Raw genomic sequence first — 18,158 nt, forward strand, 5'->3', positions numbered from 1 at the left:
CGGATTGTGATCGTCGAGCGCCCATATCGGTCGCCGTCGATGGCCCATCCCGGAGCCCCCGTCGATTCGGTACACATACCTGCCTTCGGTAGAACCATTACCTATGACGGACGGTGCGATCGTCGTCGGCGCGTCCTCGGGGATCGGCGAAGCGCTCGCCCGGGAACTCGCCGACGAGGGGTACGAGGTCGGCCTGGCGGCGCGACGCACCGAGCGACTGACGGAGATCGGTGCCGAGTTGCCGACGATGGCCTACGTCGCGACGATGGACGTGACCGATACCCAGGACGCCCGCGAGGGGTTTTTCGAACTGGTGGACGCGATGCAGTCGGTCGATCTCGTCGTCATCAGTGCCGGGGTGGGCTGCGCGAACTACGACCTCGACTGGGAACCGGAACGCCGGACGATCGACGTCAACGTGCGCGGGTTTACGGCGATCGCGACGGCCGCGATGGAGTACTTCGAGAAGGAGAACCTGGCGAGCAAAACGGACGGCCACCTCGTGGGAATCTCGTCCGTCGCCGCCCACTTCGGTAACGGCGGTACGCCGGCGTACAACGCCTCGAAGGCGTTCGTCTCGACCTATCTCGAGGGCCTGCGAAACCGCCAGCGCGGTGTCGGTTCGGACGTGACGATCACGACGATCGAACCCGGATTCGTCGACACCGGCATGTCCATGGGCACGTTCTGGGAGTGCTCGCCCGAGACGGCGGCGAAACAGATCGCCCGCGCGATCGAGATGCGGCGGGAGCACGCGTACGTAACCCGGCGCTGGCGACTCGTCGCGTGGACGCTTGACCTGCTACCAGAGTTCGTCCTCCGGCGTGTCCTTCCGTGACCTCGGCCCGCAGATATAGCCGTGGGCGTTCTCCCGTCCCCGTACGATCCGTCCCCGAATTCGAGAGTTACTCCCCGGCGAACCGATCGCGGACCGCGAGCGCCGCGTCCGTTCCGTAGCGATCGACCAGCGGGCAACAGGCCTCGCCGAGGGCGCGCATACACTGCCCGGATGAGGGATAATCGAGGCGATCGGCGACCGTCGGCCACTCGCGTCCCTGCAGGGCCCGGAGGACGAGCAGTCGTTCCTCGCGTGCCGTCAGGTCGATCGAATCGGGGTCCTCAGTCAGATATCGGACGACCAGCGATCGGAACGGGCCGGGGTTCACGTCGAACAGTCCGGGTCCGTAGGCGGCGCCGGCGACGACGCGCCACTCGTGATCGGACAGGTCGAGCGGCGGGGTCGCGTCGACGCTCCGGAGGACTGCGCGGGCCACGTCCGGGTCCAGATCGGCGAGCGAATCCGAGCAGACGGCGGCGAACCGGCGGGCGAACCGGTCGGCGTGGCGATCGTGGAGCGCTCGACCGTCGTCGCTCGTGGGCGCGAGCATGAGCGCGGAGTACTCGCCGCTGGCGTCGTTGCGCGTCGTCGAGACGTGGATCGTGCCGTACCCGTTTTCGTTCCAGAACCGCAAGAGGCCGGGCGTGGCCCCGAACCCGGTTCCGAGCCAGTCGACGTCGTCGGCGAACTCCGTCCGGATCTCCGCGAGCAGTCGCGATCCGAGTCCGCGCGATCGCGCGACGTGGTGGGTCGCGATCCGAACGATCCGGAGTCCCGCAGGATCGCCCGCCGCCTCGTCTCGCAACTGGCTCGTGAGCACGTCGGGGAGCATGTTCCCGCGGACGCGACCGCCCTCGTACATCGCCGATCGCGTCTCGCTCGCGAGGTTCCCCTCGCGGGCCAGCAGTGCGACGCTGACGACGTGATCGTCGTGGACCAGCGCCCGCGCCTCGAGGTTCGGAGCGTCGAGGAGTCTGGCGAGATCGTTGGGTTCGGTCCGGTAGTGGGCGAGCACCAGGAGTCCGAAGGCCTCCCGCAGCAGGGTTTCGTCGGCCAGGAGCGCGTCCGGATCGATCCGGCGGTACTCGATCGCGTCCGAGTCGGGTTTCGCGTCCGCGACGAGCGGCTCCACGGGCGGTCTGGCGTCGAGCAACAGGGCGCGAAACGCCCAGACCTCGATCGGATCCCCCGCAGCGTAGCGGATCGGCACCGACATCGTGCAGTCGGTGACCGCGTGATCGCTCGCCGCGAGCCGATCGCGAAAGCGGACCGAGAACCCGCGACCGGCGCCCTCGTAACCGTGGATCGTCGTCGCGAACGCGATGCAGTCGGCGTCGAGCAACGATCCGAGCGTCGCGACCGGCAGTGCGGCCGCCTCGTCGACGACGACGACGTCGGCACGCTCCAGTCGATCGACGGCCTCGTCAGGATCGCGAAACCGGACCCGCCCGCCGGTACTCGTCTCGATCGACTTCGGTTCGGTGGTCGTCGCGACGTCGAGCGTCTCGCAGAGTTCGCCCGCGCGATCCAACACCTCTCGCGCGTTCCGGAACTGGGGTGCGGTGACGAGCACGTCTCGGCCGTCGGCGGCGAACGCCCCCGCCGCGAGTCCGGCCGCGCTCGACTTGCCGCGGCCTCGATCGGCCTCGAGGACGACGGCCTGTGGGTCCCCGGACTGTCGATCGGTTGTCCCGATGCCGTCCTCGTCGACGGCCAGCGATTCGAACGCGGCGACGGCCTCGGCCTGATCGGCAGTGAGGCAGGCCTCGTAGGCGGCGGCCGGGAACCGGTGGTCGTCGGGGGCGGCGATCGAGGTCGATTCAGCGGCCAGGCGGGGGGCAGGCCGGGTGAGTCCGTCGTCTTCGATCGCGCCGGCGTCGCAGTCGACGATCGCGATTCCGCGATGTGCGCAGAGGGTCTCGACGAGACGGCGGCGAAACCGACCCGTCACGTCCGACAGCGAAAACGGGGGCACGGCCAGCGACTCGTCGAACCCGTCGCGCCGATCGGGCCACGCGTCGAGCGGCGGCGTCAGGAGGACGAGCAGGCCGCCACCGTCGACGGTGCCGACGAGTTTCCCGAGGGCGTTGGGCCGGAGTTCCGCGTGGGTGTCGATCGCCACGACGTCTCTCGTCGTCCCGAGCAGGTCGCCGGCGTGCGACTGGGGGACCTGCTCGCAGCGAAGTCGATCGTCGGGGCCGACCAGCGTCGTCCGCGTGATCGGGACCGACAGACCGTCGAGGACGGCCTCCAGGGCGTCGTAGCCCCGGTCGCGATCGCCCGCGAGGACGAGCAGTCGGCGCTCGTTCGATCGGCGCGCTTCGTGCCGGAGTTCGCGGGCGAGTTCGAGGACGGCCGCGTCCGCGTCCGAATCCGCGTCCATACGTCTGCCTTGGGAACTCGAGCGTAATAGCGGTGTTCGATATCCGCGGCGGCCATGGCGCGCAGGGCACGTGTGGGTTCTCTTCGGACGTTCCTGTGACCACTGAACCGGGGGATACTCCTCGTCGGTCGTTCCCCCAAATTGGGAATCAATTTGTAGTTTCTTATACAATTGGTGTCGAACGACGATACGTGAGTGACCATGACTTCCGACGCTGACGACAGTGGTGTCCGACGGCAACCGGACGGTACCGATCGAGCGGCCTACTTCGTGGGCGGCGGAATCGCGTCCCTTGCTGGGGCCGCGTTTTTGGTTCGTGACGGGGAGATGCCCGGTGAGAACGTTACCGTCCTCGAAAAGTTGGACGTGATGGGCGGTGCACTCGACGGCTCCGGATCGCCGGAAGAGGGATACGTCATCCGCGGCGGCCGGATGTTGAACTATCCGACCTACGAGTGTACGTGGGATCTGCTGGAGTCGATCCCCTCGCTCGAAGACCGCGACAGGTCGATCAAGGACGTGATGGACGAGTTCAACGAACGGAACCCGACGTACGCGGTAGCGAGGTTGATGGGTGAGGATCAGAAGGTACTGGACGTCTCGTCGTACGGCTTGGAGATGGAGCACCGACTCTCGCTGTTGCAACTCGTCCTCACGCCCGAGACGCGACTGGGGGACACGCGGATCGAGGAGTGGTTCTCCGAGTCGTTCTTCGAGACGACGCTCTGGTACATCTGGGCGACGACGTTCGCCTTCCAGCCGTGGCACAGCGTCGCGGAAATGCGCCGGTACATGCACCGCTTCATGCACGAGTTCCCCCGGCTACACACGCTGGAGGGCATCGACCGGACCAAGTACAACCAGTACGACTCGATGGTGCGTCCCATCCGGCGGTGGCTCGAAGAGCACGGCGTCGAGTTCCGGAGCGGCTGTGAAGTGACGGATCTGGACATCGCGCCCGCCCGGGCCGGCAAGACGGTCGAGACGATCCACTACGAGTCCGACGGAACGGCCGAAACGATCGACGTCGAGCCGAACGACCTCGTCTTCGTGACGAACGGGTCGATGACCGACGGATCGGACCTCGGATCGATGACGGACTCGCCCGACCTGAACACGACGGGTGCCTCCTTCGAGCTATGGAAGAACATCGTCGAGGACCATCCGGAGTTCGGATCGCCGTCGGCGTTCGCCGACCACGTCCAGGAGACGAAGTGGCCATCCTACACGGTCACACTCGACGAGCCGGACCTGCTCGAACACATCGTCGAGGTTACCGGTGAAGAACCCGGGAACGGACTGATCACGTTCACCGAATCGAACTGGCTGATGTCGATCGTCGTCGCCGCTCAGCCCCACTTTGCGAACCAGCCCGACGACGTGAAGGTCTTCTGGGGATACGGCCTCTTCCCCGAAGAAGAAGGAAACCACGTGGAGAAGAAAATGGAGAACTGTACGGGCGAAGAGATCCTCGAGGAACTCTGTTACCACCTCGGCTACCTCGACGAACTGCCGTCAGTCCTCGAGGACGCGAACTGCATTCCCTGCAACATGCCGTTCATCACGAGCCAGTTCATGCCGCGAACCCCTGGCGATCGACCGGACGTCGTCCCGGCGGGATCGAACAACCTCGCGTTCATCGGTCAGTTCGCGGAGGTTCCCGAAGACGTGGTGTTCACCGTCGAGTACTCGGTCCGATCCGCCATGATGGCGGTCTACGAACAGCTCGATATCGAGGACGAGGTACCGCCGATCAGCGCCCACCAGTACGAGCCGGACGTACTGATAGACGTCGGAAAAGCCGCGTTCAGGTAGCCGGCGGGTCGCCGATCCCGCCGACTCCCGACTGACCGTCTCACCCGTGCGGAACCGTCGCACAGCCCCGACCGTTTGAACACGCTTTTAAGGGGGGCAGCGCTACTGACGTAGTACACCCTACGCGGGGTTGATGATGCTCCTAGCCTCACAGGACTTCCGCCGGATTCTACTCGGCCCGGGGACCCAGACCTCGGACGGCAGGGGAGCGCGAGCCCACGCGTAGGAGAGGTGAACAACCAATGTCAGTCTACGTCACAACCGACATCCCAGCCGACCTCGCAGACGACGCCCTCGAGGCGCTCGAGGTCGCCCGAGACACCGGACGCGTAAAGAAAGGAACCAACGAAACGACGAAAGCGATCGAGCGCGGCAACGCCGACCTCGTCTACGTCGCCGAAGACGTCTCTCCCGAGGAGATCGTCATGCACCTCCCCGACCTCGCGGAGGAGAAGGGAATTCCCGTCGTCTTCATCGAGACCCAGGACGACGTCGGCCACGCCGCCGGCCTCGAGGTCGGTTCGGCCGCTGCAGCGATCGTCGACGCCGGCGAGGCCGAAGGCGACGTCGAGGATATCGCCGACAAGGTCGAGGACCTCGACTGAGGTGATTAGAGATGAGTGCTGAAGAGGAAGAAAGCGGCTCTACGCCCGCCGAGGTCATCGAGATCGTCGGCAAGACCGGCATGCACGGCGAGGCCATGCAGGTCAAGTGCCGAATCAAGGAGGGCGAGAACCAGGGACGCATCATCACCCGAAACTGCCTCGGGCCGGTCCGCGAGGGGGACGTACTCCAGCTCCGCGAGACCGCCCGCGAGGCCGACTCCATCGGAGGACAATAATGGTCGAGAAACGAACCTGCGACTACACCGGGGAAGAGATCGAACCCGGCACGGGTATCATGTACGTCCGCAACGACGGTACCGTGCTCCACTTCGTCGACTCGAAGGCGGAGAAAAACTACAAGCTCGGTCGCGAACCGCGCGATCTCGAGTGGACCGAGGAGGGCCGTCGCGGCAAGGGGCCGGCCCAGGCCGAGACGCCCGTCGACGAGGAAACCGATCGGACCGAACAGGTCGAGACCGACGAGGACCTCGAAACCGAGTCTGAAACGGTCGACAAAGACGAGGAAGACGTGCCAGCCGGGGACGAAACCGTCGACGAGGCCGAAGAGGCTGACGAGGTCGACGAGGCCGAAGAAGCCGAAGAAGCCGAAGAAGCCGAAGAGGCCGAACAATGACCGATCACGAGCGCACGTTCGTGATGGTCAAGCCCGACGCATTCGCGCGCGGACTCGTGGGCGATGTCGTCTCCCGCCTCGAGGAGCGCGGGCTCAAACTCGTCGCGATCAAGATCGAGAACATGCCCCGCGAACGGGCCGAGGAACACTACAGCGAGCACGAGGACAAGCCGTTCTACGACGACCTCGTCGACTTCATCACCTCCGGTCCGGTCGTCCCGATGGTCTGGGAGGGCCAGGACGCCACGCGCCAGGTCCGCCGGATGATCGGCGCGACCGACCCGCTCGAGGCCGACCCCGGCACGATCCGGGGCGACTACGCGCTCGACCTCGGACGGAACGTCGTCCACGCGGCCGATCACGAGGACGAGGGAGCCAACGAACGCGAGATCGCGATCCACTTCGACGAAGACGAGTTGATCGACTACGATCAACACGACGGCGCGTGGCTGTACGAGTAGCGGCCCGCCTCGGCCGTCGCGTCTATTTTGTGGTTTCGGCGGCGACGTAGCCGATGGTGTGCCGTATCGCGGCGGCACCGCCGCGAGATAATGTTAAATTTCTAACAAATCACCGAAAGAACCAGTCATTCAAGTAGGATGCCTGTCTACCCCGAACCGGAGCGCAGGACCGAGAGATGAACGACGTGAGTTTCCTGCCGCTGGCACTCGTCGCGCTGTCGGGTGGTGCGGCGGCGATCGCGTGGTACGGCTACCAGCGACAGGAACTCCCCGGAGCGGGTGCGTTCGCGGTCCTCGCCGGACTGATGGGAGTCTGGACCGCGACGCACGCGTTTCGCCTCTCGAGTTCGACGTTCGAGACGTTCTGGATCTGGGTCAACCTCGAGTGGATCGGGATCATGTTCGCGCCGGTCGCGTGGATCGTGTTCTCCCTCAGTTACGCCGGCCAGCAGCAGTACGTCACGCGGCGATCGATCGCCGCACTGTCCGTCGTCCCCGTGCTCGTGCAGGTCCTGGTCTGGACGAATCCGTACCACGGACTCGTTCGGGACGGCGATCCGTCGGGGTTTACGATCGGCAGCGGCTATCCGACGTGGGAAGTCGCGTTCGAACTTCCCTACTACCTCGCGGTCGGTTACAGTTTTCTGCTCGTTCTCGCCGGTGCGGCGGTCTTGCTCGCGTTGCTCGGCACCTCGCAGGGGCTCTATCGCGGTCGCACGACGGCGCTGTTGCTGGGCGTGTTCGTGCCGTCGCTCGCCGGGGGGTGGCAACTGCTCTACGTCGGCCCGATCCAGGGCGTCGATGCGACGCCGGTCGCGTTTGCCGTTTCGATGGTCTGTTTCGGCTGGGCACTCTTCGAACGGGACCTCTTCGAAGTCGTTCCGGTGTCTCCCCTCGTCGCCAGTCGGACCGTCCTCGCGGAGATGGAAAGCGGCGTGATCGTGGTCGACACGCAACACCGGATCGTCGAGTACAACGCGCGAGCGAACGAGTTCACCGATCGTGATCTCTCGCGAGGCTCTCGACTCGAGGAGTCCGCCGAACCGCTCGTGGAGGTCCTCGAGAGCGACGACGGGGTCGATCGACCGGTCGTGATCGGGACCGCGTCGGGAACCCGTCACTACGACGTCGAAGTGAGCGATATCGAACGGGGAACACACGTCGTCGGCCGTCTCCTCCTGTTGCACGACGTCACCGAACAGGCACTCCGGGAACAGCAACTCGACGTCCTCAACCGCGTGCTTCGACACAACGTCCGTCACGATACGAACCTCATGCTCGGCCACAGTTCGATTCTGCGCGAGGAACTCCCGGCCGACCAGCACGACCACCTCGAGCAGATCGAGGCGGCCGCCGAGAACCTCGCCACCCTGAGCGAGCGATCGCGTCTCGCGGAGCGAACGATGGGCGAGGCGAGCGCGAACCGGCAGCCGATCGACCTCGTCCCGCTCGTCGAACGAACGGTCGCCGAGTTTCGATCGAACCGAGCGGACGACTCGATCTCGACGACGCTCCCCGAACGGGCCCCGGTGGTCGCCCACGAATCGTTCGAACTCGCACTCGAGGAGGTACTCAGTAACGCGTTCGAACACGCCGATCGGCCCGTACCGGACGTGACCGTGGCGATCGACTGCGATCGATCCGAGACGGTCCTTCGCGTGAGCGACGACGGCCCGGGGATCCCGGGTCACGAACGACAGGTCCTCGAGACGGGACGGGAGACGGCACTCGAACACACCAGCGGGCTCGGTCTGTGGCTGGTCAAGTGGCTCGTCCGCGTTTCGGGCGGGACGCTCGACATCACCGATCGATCACCACGGGGAACGACGGTCGAGATCGCACTCCACTCGGCCCCGATCGAGTCGGTCGACGAAACAGCCGAACCGGCTCGGTAGGTACCTGCGCCTATTTTACTGATTTGAAAATACAAGAAGTAATACAAGTATCGTTCTAGAGAGACGTAACATCTAATGTGTCGGCTGCAGTAGGGACGGCTGGTGGTTTCGAATGGTAACTTACGGTAGGTGGTTCGTGGATGCGTGAAACGGAGGGTGAGCCGACGTCACTCGCGGTCGAGGCAACGCCGTCGCTAGATCTCATCTTCGATATGCTCTCGAACCGACGGCGGCGGCAGGTGCTGTACGATCTCAACGATCGGCCGGACGGCGTCGCGACGATCGACGAACTGGCCGACACGGTAGCAGCACGCGAGCACGGATCCGGCGGGACGGACCTCGACGCGGACGAGCACCGCACCCAGATTCGCACGGAACTCCAGCACGTTCACCTGCCGAAACTGGAGGACGCGGGGATCATCGAGCACGATCGGCGCAGCGAGACGGTTCGGTACTGGACTCAGCCGTCGCTCGAGGAGTGGCTCGAACACGCACAACACAAGGAACGGGCGTAGGGTTCACTCGACGGATCGACAGGCCGTGGTTCTGGGGTCGCCGTCGCTGAAAGGTTTAACACGTGGTCCGTCGTTGGTCCAGTGGAGGGTCGGCAACGCACACGTCGGTAGCTAACGATTTATGAGGTGTGATATCATTTCACTCCTCAAAACTTAACAGGGGAGCTACCGATACAAGATAACAGGTGAGAACCATGACTGATCACGAACTTCCACCACTACCGTACGACTACGACGCACTGGAACCGTCGCTTTCCGAACAGGTGCTGACCTGGCACCACGACACGCACCACCAGGGGTACGTCAACGGCCTCAACGCCGCCGAGGAGACCCTCGCCGACAACCGCGAGTCGGGCGACTTCGACTCGACGCCCGGGGCGCTCAACAACGTCACCCACAACGGCTGTGGACACTATCTCCACACGCTGTTCTGGGAGAACATGTCTCCCGACGGCGGCGGCGAACCCGAGGGCGACCTCGCCGACCGGATCGAGGAGGACTTCGGCTCCTACGAGGGCTGGAAGGGCGAGTTCGAGGCCGCTGCCGGTGCTGCCGGTGGCTGGGCACTGCTGGTATACGACCCGGTCGCCAAGCAACTGCGCAACCTTGCAGTCGACAAACACGATCAGGGTGCACTCTGGGGGTCCCATCCCGTTCTCGCGCTGGACGTCTGGGAGCACTCCTATTACTACGACTACGGTCCGGACCGCGGGAGCTTCATCGACGCCTTCTTCGACGTCGTCGACTGGGAGAAGGCGGAAGAAGAGTACCAGAAGTGTCTCGACCACTTCGAGTAATACCGTCGCCCGTACCCGTTCGTCGGATTCGCCGGTCGGTCTCGGCGAATTCGATTCACTGACTTGCAGCGACGACAGATACGACGAACGAGTCGCCACTGACCGTCGCTGCACCCCCGTCGCACGGTGTCCGTGCGACCGGTGTGTAAATCGGTTCCATCGAGTCGATAGTCGGCCTCGATTTGTGCCCGATCGGCGAGGGGCCGTTCCAGGTGGAGTGGGTGTCTCGTGACCGTGTCGCGGGCGTCCATGGTCACGGTTCGACCACACTGTGACGTAGTACCATAGTTTAACAACGCCCGCGACGATTGGAGGGTATATGGCCGTCGAGGACAGCGATATCGAGAACGGCGACGCCGGGGGGCGAGACATCGAGAACGGCGACGTCGAGGTCGGACTGGGCCGATCACGGGACGGAGGAGACGATCGCGACGGGACTGTAGCGACGGCGTCGCTGGCGAGTGCGCTCGCCGACGCCTGTCGGGGCGACGTACGGTTCGACGAATACACGCGCGTCCTCTACGCGACCGACGGCAGCATTTACGGCGCACAGCCGGCCGGCGTCGTGTTTCCACGGGACACGGCCGACGTGCAAGCCGCCGTCCGCGTCGCGGCCGACCACGACGTCCCGGTCCTGCCTCGCGGCGCGGGTTCCTCGCTGGCCGGCCAGGCCGTCGGTCCGGGTTGCGTCGTCCTCGACCTTTCGCGTCACATGGACGACGTTCGCGAGATCGACGCCGACGAACGGCGGGCCGTCGTCCAGCCGGGCGTCGTGCAGGACGACCTCGACGACGCGCTCGAACCCCACGGACTGCGCTTCGCACCGGACCCTGCCTCCTCGAACCGGGCGACGATCGGCGGCGGCATCGGGAACAACTCGACGGGTGCTCACTCGGTCCGGTACGGGATCACCGACGCCTACGTCGAGGAGTGCGAGGTCGTCCTCGCGGACGGTTCGCTGATCCGCACCCGTGACGTCGTGCTGGATAGCCCCGAGTGGAATCGGATCGTCGCGAAAGTCGATCGGGAGGCCGCGATCTACCGAACCGTCCGGGCGATCGTGGAGGACAACGCGGCGGAGATCGAGGCGCGGTATCCGGACCTCAAGCGGTGTGTGAGCGGTTACAACCTCCAGAAGGTGATCCGGGAGGACGCGGAGGGGGATCGGATCGTCAACCTCTCGAAACTCCTGGTCGGCGCGGAGGGGACGCTCGGCGTCGTCGTCGAAGCGACGCTGTCGCTCGTGACCCGTCCGGACGAGACCGCGCTCGTCGTCTACTGTTACGACGACCTGCTCGAGGCCCTCGCGGCGGTTCCCGAGGCGCTCGCGCTCGACGCCAGCGCGGTCGAACTCATGGACAGCGAGGTGTTCCGGCTCGCGGCCGATTCACAGGAGTACGCCGAGTACGCCGACCCGATCCCCGACGGCACAGCCGCGGCGCTGATGCTCGAGTTCGACGACGAGGTGGTCGACGACCTGCCCGACGCGATCGGGCTGGCGACCGACGAACTGGTCGACGACGGCACCGCGTTCGAGTCGATCGAGGCGTTCGGTGCCGAGAAACAGGATCGACTCTGGAAGCTCCGGAAGGCCGCCATCCCGCTGTTGATGAGCATGGAGGGGGACCCGAAACCGTATCCCTTCGTCGAAGACGCCTCCGTTCCGCCCGCAGAACTCGCGGAGTACGTCGCGGGATTCCAGGAGATCCTCGACGATCACGACACGACGGCCGCCTACTTCGCCCACGCCGGCGTCGGGACGCTGCACATCCGGCCCGTCCTGAACCTGAAGACCGACGAGGACGTCGAGACGATGCGATCGATCGCCGACGACGTGACCGACCTCGTTCGCGAGCACAACGGCGCGTTCTCGGGCGAACACGGGGACGGGCTGGCACGGACGGAGTTCAACCCCAAGCTGTACGGTCCCGACCTCTGGGCGGCGTTCAAGGACGTCAAGTCCACCTTCGATCCGGACTGGCGCATGAACCCGGGCAAGGTCGTTTACCGGGAGGAAGACCCCACAGACATCCGCGAGCACCTCCGGTACGGCCCCGACTACGCGTCGCTCGAGCCGCGAACGACGCTCGATTTCGACGACGACGGCGGGTTCTCCCACCTCGTGGAACTCTGTAACGGCTGTGGCACCTGTCGCCAGACGGACAGCGACGTGATGTGTCCGACCTACCGCGCGACCGAGGAGGAGGTCGCCACGACCCGTGGGCGGGCGAACCTCCTCCGGGCCGCGATCAGCGGCGAGATCGACCCCGAGGAACTGTATTCCGAGCGGTTCCAGTCCGAGGTGCTCGACCTCTGTATCGGCTGCAAGGGCTGCCAGAGCGACTGTCCGACGGGCGTCGACCTCGCGAAACTCAAAGTCGAGGTGAAACACCAGTACCACGACCGCGAGGGGGTGAGCCGCCGCGAGCGGCTGTTCGCGAACGTCGATCGACTCGCCGCCGCGGGGAGCGCGGTGGCCCCGATCGCGAACCGGCTTCCCGACTTCCCGGGTGCGCGGACGCTTCTCGAGCGGACGGCAGGAATCGCCTCCGAGCGATCGGTGCCGACCTTCCAGCGGGAGTCCCTCGTGGACTGGTTCCGGGATCGGGGGCCCCGGGTGGACGCCGCGGCGGCGACCGATCGGGTCGTCCTCTTCCCGGATACGGACACGAATTACTCCCATCCCGAGACGGGCAAGGCGGCCGTCAGGGTCCTCGAAGCCGCGGACGTCCACGTCAGGGTTCCCGATCTCGGCCCGACTGGCCGCGCGGCTTACTCGCAAGGCTTGCTCGATCGAGCGGCCGCGGACGCTCGCGCGTTGCTCGACGACCTCGACCCGTATCTCGAGGCGGGATGGTCGATCTGTTTCGTCGAACCCTCCGACGCGTCGATGGTCGTCGACGAGTACCGCTCGTTGCTCGACGACGATCGGGTCGGGACGCTCGCGTCGACCGCCTACGACGTCTCCGAGTACCTCGACGTGCACCGGCTGGACGAGGACCTGACCGTCGACGCGACGGCCGATCGGCTGACCTATCACGGGCACTGCCACCAGAAGGCCCGTGGGACCGATCACCACGCGGTCGGCGTCCTCAGGCGCGCCGGCTACGCGGTCGATCCGGTCGACTCGGGCTGCTGTGGGATGGCCGGCAGCTTCGGCTACGAGGCCGAACACTACGATCTCTCGCGGGCGATCGGTGCGTTGCTTGCCGATCAGCTCGCGGACAGCGACGGCGAGACCGTCGTCGCACCCGGAACCTCCTGTCGAACGCAGATCGGCGACTTCGACGGGTACGATCGTCCGCCCCACCCGATCGAGGTCCTCGCGCGGGATCTGGATCGGTGACGCCGTCCCGTCACGATGGCCGGTCCGGCACGTCCGGCGTCACGAGTTAGACGCTGGCGTCCTCGGAATCGAACGCCACTCGGGTCGGGGATCGCACGAGACCGGATCGGTGCGGTCTTGAGTCGTGCGCTACTAGTATCGTCCATGCCGGTTCCGAAGTCCGAATTCGACCAGCTTCCGCCGTGTGACTTCTACACGCCCGACGAGTTACTCGAGGACGACCAGATGTACACGGTCTACGAGATCGCCCGCATGCTACAGGGCCTCGAGCCCGACGCGGACATCGATCGGGAGACCGAAGACATCCTGCTCGACTGGGCGATCCCCTGGATCATGACGAACGCCGACGACCTCGTGGTCGCGGAACCACGAACCGAGGACGAACCCGGTTACTACGGCCTGAAAGAATGATCCTCCTCGTCGTCGGTTCGGATCGCGTCGACGCCGGAAAGACGACGTTTTCGGCCGGGTTGCTCGAGCGAACCGGCGCGGTCGGCTACAAGCCGCGTGCCGGAAACGACTACTGGTTCGACCACGACGACTGTCGGACCGCGATCGCGGACGGTCGTCTCTACGGCAAGGACGCAGCCCGCCTCGCGGCCGCGGAGGGGCGCGATCGTGCGCCCGAACGACTCAATCCGGTCCACCGGCTGTGGCAGCCGTCGACGAACGGCGGGACCGGACTGCTCGGCCGATCGGACCGCGAGTTCCTCGTCGATCGGATCGGGCGATCGCCCGGAGAGCCGACGATCGTCCGCAACGCCACCGTCGACCTGCCGGACGCGGTCGCCGACGCGTTGCCGCTCGCGGACGCGATCCCCGTCGAAACGGTCGACGAACTCAACGCGGTCGTCCAGCGGGAGTACGTGCCGGCGTTCGAGGCGCTCGCCGCGGACATCGAGGCGGCCGACCTGGCCGTCGTCGAGTCCTACGGTGACATCGCACAGCCGCTCTCGGCGCTCGACCCCGCCGCGATCGCCGCCGTCGCAGCCGTCGAACCCGGACGGGCGCGGATCTACCCCGGCGACCGCTACTGCCGCGCCTGTGAGATCGCCAGTTCGAGCCCGAAAGACGGAACGCTGGAGAAGCGCGTTCCGGACGTACTCGACTACCTGAAGCCGCTCGAACGCGTCCGCCTGCCGCCGCTTCCGGGCGACGACCGGGCGGATCCACGGCGGATCGCGGACGCCTACGCGCCGGCCTACGACGCGCTGCTGGACGCCGTGAAACGGGTCTAGTGCGTTCGGAGGCGCGATCTCGCGGGGATGCCTACGCCTGGCGCGCCATCCGGGCCGACAGTTCGACGTGACCGTACGGTTGGTTGGTCACGCTCGGCCCGTGGCCGGTGTGCATCTCCGCGAGGTCCTCGTCGATCCACTCGAGGACGCGATCGATGCTCCGGATCAGCGTCTCGCGATCGCCTTCCTCGAGATCAGTCCGTCCGAAGCTCCCGTTCTGGAAGACGAGATCGCCCGCAAAGAGCACGCCGGCGTCGTCCGAGTAGAAACAGAGGTGATCGTTCTTGTGGCCGGGCGTGTGCAACGCGACGTACTCGTGATCGCCCAGCTGGACCCGCTCTTCGTCCGCGACGGCGTGGTCGACGCCGTCGATCGACGGATCGTATCCCCACACGTCGACGGCGAAGGCGTCCGTCACTGCCGCGAGGTTGCCGACGTGGTCCGGGTGGGTATGCGTGAGCACGACCGCGTCGAGGTCGTCGACGCGCGATCGGATCGCCGCGACGACGTCGAAGTTCGCGCCCGGATCGACGAGGACGGTTCGGTCTCCCGGGACGAGATAGACGTTACTCGTGAAGGCCTGCACTCCCTGCGCGAGATTGGCGATCATGGCCGCCGGTAGGGAGTCGAACCGTTTGTGCGTATCGACACGATCCGTGGGGGACGAACAGTATCCGACGGTGACAGAACGATCGATGCCGTCTGCGAACTCCGCTTCTGCCGGGAAAAGAGCCGTCACGCGCCGGATCCCGGTCTCAACTCCCTATTCACAAGGATTTTTAGCTTCGGCACGTAGTGGTAGACGAATGAACCGGCCGGGCTCCGTAGGACTCGTCGTCCTCGCTGTGGTCGTCACTGTTGCCGGCATCGGCGGACCACTTGCAGTGGTCGGGGCGACTGCCTCGCCCCAGGCATCGACGTCTGGCACTGCGTCAGTCACTGGTAGCGAATCGACGATGGCGGCCGTCCCAGCCAGCCTCCAGTCTCAGGAGTTCGACAGTACCACGTTCGAGGTCACCGTCTACGAGAACGGCAGTGCGACGTGGACCCTCCGTCACGAGATGCAACTCAACGAATCCGAAGTGGAAGACTTCGAGACGACCGCCGAGGAATTCGAATCGAACGAGAGCGACACCTACGAACCCCTGTACAAAACCTTCGTGGACCAGGCTCACGCACTGGCGGGGACCGGATCCAATGCCACGGACCGCGAGATGGAGGCGCGCGATTTCACGCGGTCCGCATACGTCGAAGAGGAAATCAACCTGGCGGGGGGAAGTTCGGAGGTCGGTGTCGTCGAAATGTCGTTCACCTGGGACGGGTTCGCGGCCGTCGAGGGCGGGACGGTCAAGGTCGGTGACGTATTCAACGGCCTCTACATCTACCCCGACCAGTCGATCGTCTTCCGGGCGGGCGGTGATCTCGTCTTCGAGTCCGTTGCTCCGGACGGGGCGGAATACGCCACCACCGAACTCGAGAATGCGGACGAAGTGATCTGGAGCGGCGAACGCGAGTTCATCGACGGCCATCCGCGCGTCGTCTTCGACAATCCCAACATAAGCGCTCACAGTTCGGGTCCCATCTCGACGCTGACCAGTGCGGTCGGTGACCTCCTGTGGCCGCTGGTCGCCCTCGCCATCCTAGTGGGTATCGGCGGTGCCGTCGTCTGGTATCGCCGGAGCGACGACGGGGCGACCGAGGCGACGACCGAGTCGCCCGCACCGGCCCCTCCCGCGGACCGCGCTGGAGGTCGATCGCAGGAGGCCCCCGGCGAACCCGACGACGCTGACGACGGCGGGCTGCCCGACGAGGAACTGCTCACCGACGACGATCGCGTCGTCAAACTCATCCGCGAGAACGGCGGCCGGATGAAACAGGTCAACATCGTCGAGGAGACCGGCTGGTCGAAATCCAAGGTCAGCATGCTCCTGTCGGACATGGAAGAGGAGGGAACCATCAGTAAACTCCGCGTCGGTCGCGAGAACATCATCAGCCTCGAAGGGTTCGAACCCGAGGCGACGAAGTCACCGTTCGAGGAGTGAGCCGATCGGGCGACGGCAGCGCGTGTCACCGTCCGACACTCTCGAAATGAAACGGAATGCTTAAACATCGGTCGGCGCTACGAAGAACTGGAGTCGCGAACCGCTCCGATAGTGTAGTCCGGCCAATCATATTGCCCTCTCGAGGCAATGACCGGGGTTCAAATCCCCGTCGGAGCACTCCTACCCCGATTCCTTCCTGCGGTTTTCGGTCGTGAACGAGCAAGAAACACGACCATGACATTGGGCAATTCGACTCGAATAGGTGTACCGAACCCGTCGCCCTCTGGCGATTCGTCTGAAAGAAAGGGCATCGAGACTCGACGGGGAATTTCCGGCGCCGTCCGGCGATCGGCGAAATTCGTGGGCAATCAACGGGTCTCCCATTCGGAGGTGGGGCAATGACCGACGACGCAGCCGGCCCGTTAGCGGAGGTCTCTGTCGTCCCCGAACCCTCGGCAGCGCAACTGAACGAGCGGCAGGTGATCGATTACCGGACCGAGCGTGAACACTGCCTCGAGTGGCTGCTGACGTTCGGCAAGAACCCCAAACGGGCCGACGGGTACGCGCACTCGACCGTGAAGAACCGAGCGAGTCGCATGGACCAGCACTACCGCTGGGTCTGGGAGCAGGAAGGCAGGTACACGACGGACCTCACGCACGAGCACGCGGACGGGTACCTCGAGTACCTCGCACGGCAGGAGACGTCGAACGCGCACAAATCGGCGTGTCGGAAAGCGCTGATGATGCTGTACAAGTGGCGCCACCACAAGCGCGGTGCCGAGCAGTGGGAGCCGCAGATCACGTTCTCCAGATCGAATCAGACGACCACGCCGCGTGACTACCTGACGCGGGAAGAACGGGCGAAGATCCGCGAGGCGGCGCTGGAGTACGGGAGCGTCCCGAACGTCGACAGCGTCTCCGGTGAGAAACGCGAGCGGTGGAAAACGTACCTCGCGCAACGCTTCGAGAAACCGAAATCGGAGCTCACGCGAGAGGACTGGGAGCGTGCGAACTCGTGGAAGACCCCGACGCTCGTGTGGACGAGTCTTGACGCCGCACTCCGCCCGATCGAGGTCGAGCGAGCGCGCACGTCGTGGGTCGACATCGAGAACGGTGTGCTCAGGATCCCACGCGAAGACGCCTCGAAGAACAGCGAGAACTGGATCGTCGGGCTCAAAGACCAGACCGTCGAGATGCTGGACCGGTGGCTCGATCAGCGGCGAGCGATCGAGAAATACCACGGGACGGACGCGCTGTGGTTAACCCGTGAGTCGAACCCGTACCAGTCCGCGTCGCTCCGGTCGGTGCTGCACCGACTCTGCGAGATCGCCGACATCGACACGACGGATCGGCAGATGAGCTGGTACACTGTCAGGCACTCGACGGGAACGTACATGGTCCGCGAAGAAGATCTCGCCGCTGCGCAGACGCAGTTACGCCACCGCGATCCGAAAAGCACGATGAAGTACGATCAGGTGCCGGTCGAAGCCCGGAAAGACGCCCTCGAGCGGATGGGATAGCGTCTCCAACGCCGCCTTTTTTCACCGCGCGCACCGGCGAGTCGGCGCGCTCGGCTCATCACACCGTCA

At 65.3% G+C, this 18,158-nt stretch carries 16 protein-coding genes and 1 tRNA gene; 15 read left to right on the forward strand and 2 right to left on the reverse strand.

Annotated features, from left to right (window positions below):
* The first annotated feature begins 103 nt into the window (after positions 1-103).
* Positions 104-838, forward strand: coding sequence for an SDR family NAD(P)-dependent oxidoreductase (locus MUG98_RS10105; protein ID WP_265111998.1), 735 nt, complete (start codon positions 104-106; stop codon positions 836-838).
* 67 nt (positions 839-905) lie between these two features.
* Here MUG98_RS10105 and tmcA read toward each other — a convergent pair whose 3' ends face one another.
* Positions 906-3,221 (reverse strand): tRNA(Met) cytidine acetyltransferase TmcA, encoded by a 2,316-nt coding sequence (gene tmcA, locus MUG98_RS10110; protein ID WP_265111999.1) that lies wholly within the window; start codon positions 3,219-3,221, stop codon positions 906-908.
* A gap of 201 nt (positions 3,222-3,422) precedes the next feature.
* On the opposite strand from tmcA, the gene MUG98_RS10115 reads away from it, so the two are divergent.
* From MUG98_RS10115 to MUG98_RS10165, 11 genes are all read left to right on the forward strand, one after another.
* Positions 3,423-5,036 carry an oleate hydratase gene (locus MUG98_RS10115; RefSeq protein WP_265112000.1) on the forward strand — a complete coding sequence of 538 codons (1,614 nt, stop codon included), beginning with the start codon at positions 3,423-3,425 and terminating at the stop codon, positions 5,034-5,036.
* 242 nt (positions 5,037-5,278) lie between these two features.
* Entirely contained in the window at positions 5,279-5,641 is a 363-nt protein-coding gene (gene rpl7ae / locus MUG98_RS10120) for a 50S ribosomal protein L7Ae (RefSeq protein WP_265112001.1), read from the forward strand.
* 11 nt (positions 5,642-5,652) lie between these two features.
* The gene (locus MUG98_RS10125; protein WP_006064297.1) at positions 5,653-5,877 is read left to right on the forward strand and encodes a 30S ribosomal protein S28e; all 225 of its coding nucleotides are present in this window, start codon (positions 5,653-5,655) and stop codon (positions 5,875-5,877) included.
* Positions 5,877-6,275, forward strand: coding sequence for a 50S ribosomal protein L24e (locus MUG98_RS10130; protein ID WP_265112002.1), 399 nt, complete (start codon positions 5,877-5,879; stop codon positions 6,273-6,275). The genes MUG98_RS10125 and MUG98_RS10130 overlap by 1 nt, the downstream gene beginning before the upstream one ends.
* Positions 6,272-6,736, forward strand: a complete 465-nt coding sequence (ndk, locus tag MUG98_RS10135) for a nucleoside-diphosphate kinase (RefSeq protein WP_265112003.1) — start codon at positions 6,272-6,274, stop codon at positions 6,734-6,736. Before MUG98_RS10130 ends, ndk begins: the two co-directional genes overlap by 4 nt.
* A gap of 176 nt (positions 6,737-6,912) precedes the next feature.
* Positions 6,913-8,631, forward strand: coding sequence for a sensor histidine kinase (locus MUG98_RS10140; RefSeq protein WP_265112004.1), 1,719 nt, complete (start codon positions 6,913-6,915; stop codon positions 8,629-8,631).
* Between the two features lie 140 nt (positions 8,632-8,771).
* Positions 8,772-9,146 carry a DUF7344 domain-containing protein gene (locus tag MUG98_RS10145; RefSeq protein WP_265112005.1) on the forward strand — a complete coding sequence of 125 codons (375 nt, stop codon included), beginning with the start codon at positions 8,772-8,774 and terminating at the stop codon, positions 9,144-9,146.
* A 194-nt stretch (positions 9,147-9,340) separates the two neighbouring features.
* Positions 9,341-9,943 (forward strand): superoxide dismutase, encoded by a 603-nt coding sequence (sod, locus tag MUG98_RS10150; protein ID WP_265112006.1) that lies wholly within the window; start codon positions 9,341-9,343, stop codon positions 9,941-9,943.
* A gap of 319 nt (positions 9,944-10,262) precedes the next feature.
* A complete protein-coding gene (locus tag MUG98_RS10155; protein ID WP_265112007.1) occupies positions 10,263-13,289 on the forward strand; it encodes an FAD-binding and (Fe-S)-binding domain-containing protein in 3,027 nt (1,008 codons plus the stop codon).
* A 144-nt stretch (positions 13,290-13,433) separates the two neighbouring features.
* Entirely contained in the window at positions 13,434-13,700 is a 267-nt protein-coding gene (locus MUG98_RS10160) for a DUF5827 family protein (RefSeq protein ID WP_265112008.1), read from the forward strand.
* Positions 13,697-14,527, forward strand: a complete 831-nt coding sequence (locus MUG98_RS10165) for an ATPase (protein ID WP_265112009.1) — start codon at positions 13,697-13,699, stop codon at positions 14,525-14,527. Before MUG98_RS10160 ends, MUG98_RS10165 begins: the two co-directional genes overlap by 4 nt.
* A gap of 31 nt (positions 14,528-14,558) precedes the next feature.
* Here the strand turns inward: MUG98_RS10165 and MUG98_RS10170 are convergent, their stop codons facing one another.
* Positions 14,559-15,137: an MBL fold metallo-hydrolase gene (locus MUG98_RS10170; RefSeq protein WP_265112010.1), complete on the reverse strand. Its 579-nt coding sequence runs from the start codon at positions 15,135-15,137 to the stop codon at positions 14,559-14,561.
* A 196-nt stretch (positions 15,138-15,333) separates the two neighbouring features.
* On the opposite strand from MUG98_RS10170, the gene MUG98_RS10175 reads away from it, so the two are divergent.
* The 3 genes from MUG98_RS10175 to MUG98_RS10185 all read left to right on the forward strand — a co-directional run bounded on the left by MUG98_RS10175 (position 15,334) and on the right by MUG98_RS10185 (position 18,089).
* A complete protein-coding gene (locus tag MUG98_RS10175) occupies positions 15,334-16,569 on the forward strand; it encodes a helix-turn-helix transcriptional regulator (RefSeq protein WP_265112011.1) in 1,236 nt (411 codons plus the stop codon).
* A 102-nt stretch (positions 16,570-16,671) separates the two neighbouring features.
* Positions 16,672-16,746, forward strand: a tRNA-Glu gene (locus MUG98_RS10180).
* A 221-nt stretch (positions 16,747-16,967) separates the two neighbouring features.
* Positions 16,968-18,089, forward strand: a complete 1,122-nt coding sequence (locus MUG98_RS10185; protein ID WP_265112012.1) for a tyrosine-type recombinase/integrase — start codon at positions 16,968-16,970, stop codon at positions 18,087-18,089.
* The last annotated feature ends 69 nt before the right edge of the window (positions 18,090-18,158 follow it).

The sequence above is a fragment of the Halosolutus halophilus genome (assembly GCF_022869805.1).
In the GTDB taxonomy this organism is placed as follows: Archaea; Halobacteriota; Halobacteria; order Halobacteriales; family Natrialbaceae; genus Halosolutus; species Halosolutus halophilus.

Coding starts and splice junctions, on each gene's coding strand:
- MUG98_RS10105 (WP_265111998.1), top strand. CDS start 104: ATGACGGACGGTGCGATCGTCGTCGGCGCGTCCTCGGGGATCGGCGAA.
- tmcA (WP_265111999.1), bottom strand. CDS start 3,221: ATGGACGCGGATTCGGACGCGGACGCGGCCGTCCTCGAACTCGCCCGC.
- MUG98_RS10115 (WP_265112000.1), top strand. CDS start 3,423: ATGACTTCCGACGCTGACGACAGTGGTGTCCGACGGCAACCGGACGGT.
- rpl7ae (WP_265112001.1), top strand. CDS start 5,279: ATGTCAGTCTACGTCACAACCGACATCCCAGCCGACCTCGCAGACGAC.
- MUG98_RS10125 (WP_006064297.1), top strand. CDS start 5,653: ATGAGTGCTGAAGAGGAAGAAAGCGGCTCTACGCCCGCCGAGGTCATC.
- MUG98_RS10130 (WP_265112002.1), top strand. CDS start 5,877: ATGGTCGAGAAACGAACCTGCGACTACACCGGGGAAGAGATCGAACCC.
- ndk (WP_265112003.1), top strand. CDS start 6,272: ATGACCGATCACGAGCGCACGTTCGTGATGGTCAAGCCCGACGCATTC.
- MUG98_RS10140 (WP_265112004.1), top strand. CDS start 6,913: ATGAACGACGTGAGTTTCCTGCCGCTGGCACTCGTCGCGCTGTCGGGT.
- MUG98_RS10145 (WP_265112005.1), top strand. CDS start 8,772: ATGCGTGAAACGGAGGGTGAGCCGACGTCACTCGCGGTCGAGGCAACG.
- sod (WP_265112006.1), top strand. CDS start 9,341: ATGACTGATCACGAACTTCCACCACTACCGTACGACTACGACGCACTG.
- MUG98_RS10155 (WP_265112007.1), top strand. CDS start 10,263: ATGGCCGTCGAGGACAGCGATATCGAGAACGGCGACGCCGGGGGGCGA.
- MUG98_RS10160 (WP_265112008.1), top strand. CDS start 13,434: ATGCCGGTTCCGAAGTCCGAATTCGACCAGCTTCCGCCGTGTGACTTC.
- MUG98_RS10165 (WP_265112009.1), top strand. CDS start 13,697: ATGATCCTCCTCGTCGTCGGTTCGGATCGCGTCGACGCCGGAAAGACG.
- MUG98_RS10170 (WP_265112010.1), bottom strand. CDS start 15,137: ATGATCGCCAATCTCGCGCAGGGAGTGCAGGCCTTCACGAGTAACGTC.
- MUG98_RS10175 (WP_265112011.1), top strand. CDS start 15,334: ATGAACCGGCCGGGCTCCGTAGGACTCGTCGTCCTCGCTGTGGTCGTC.
- MUG98_RS10185 (WP_265112012.1), top strand. CDS start 16,968: ATGACCGACGACGCAGCCGGCCCGTTAGCGGAGGTCTCTGTCGTCCCC.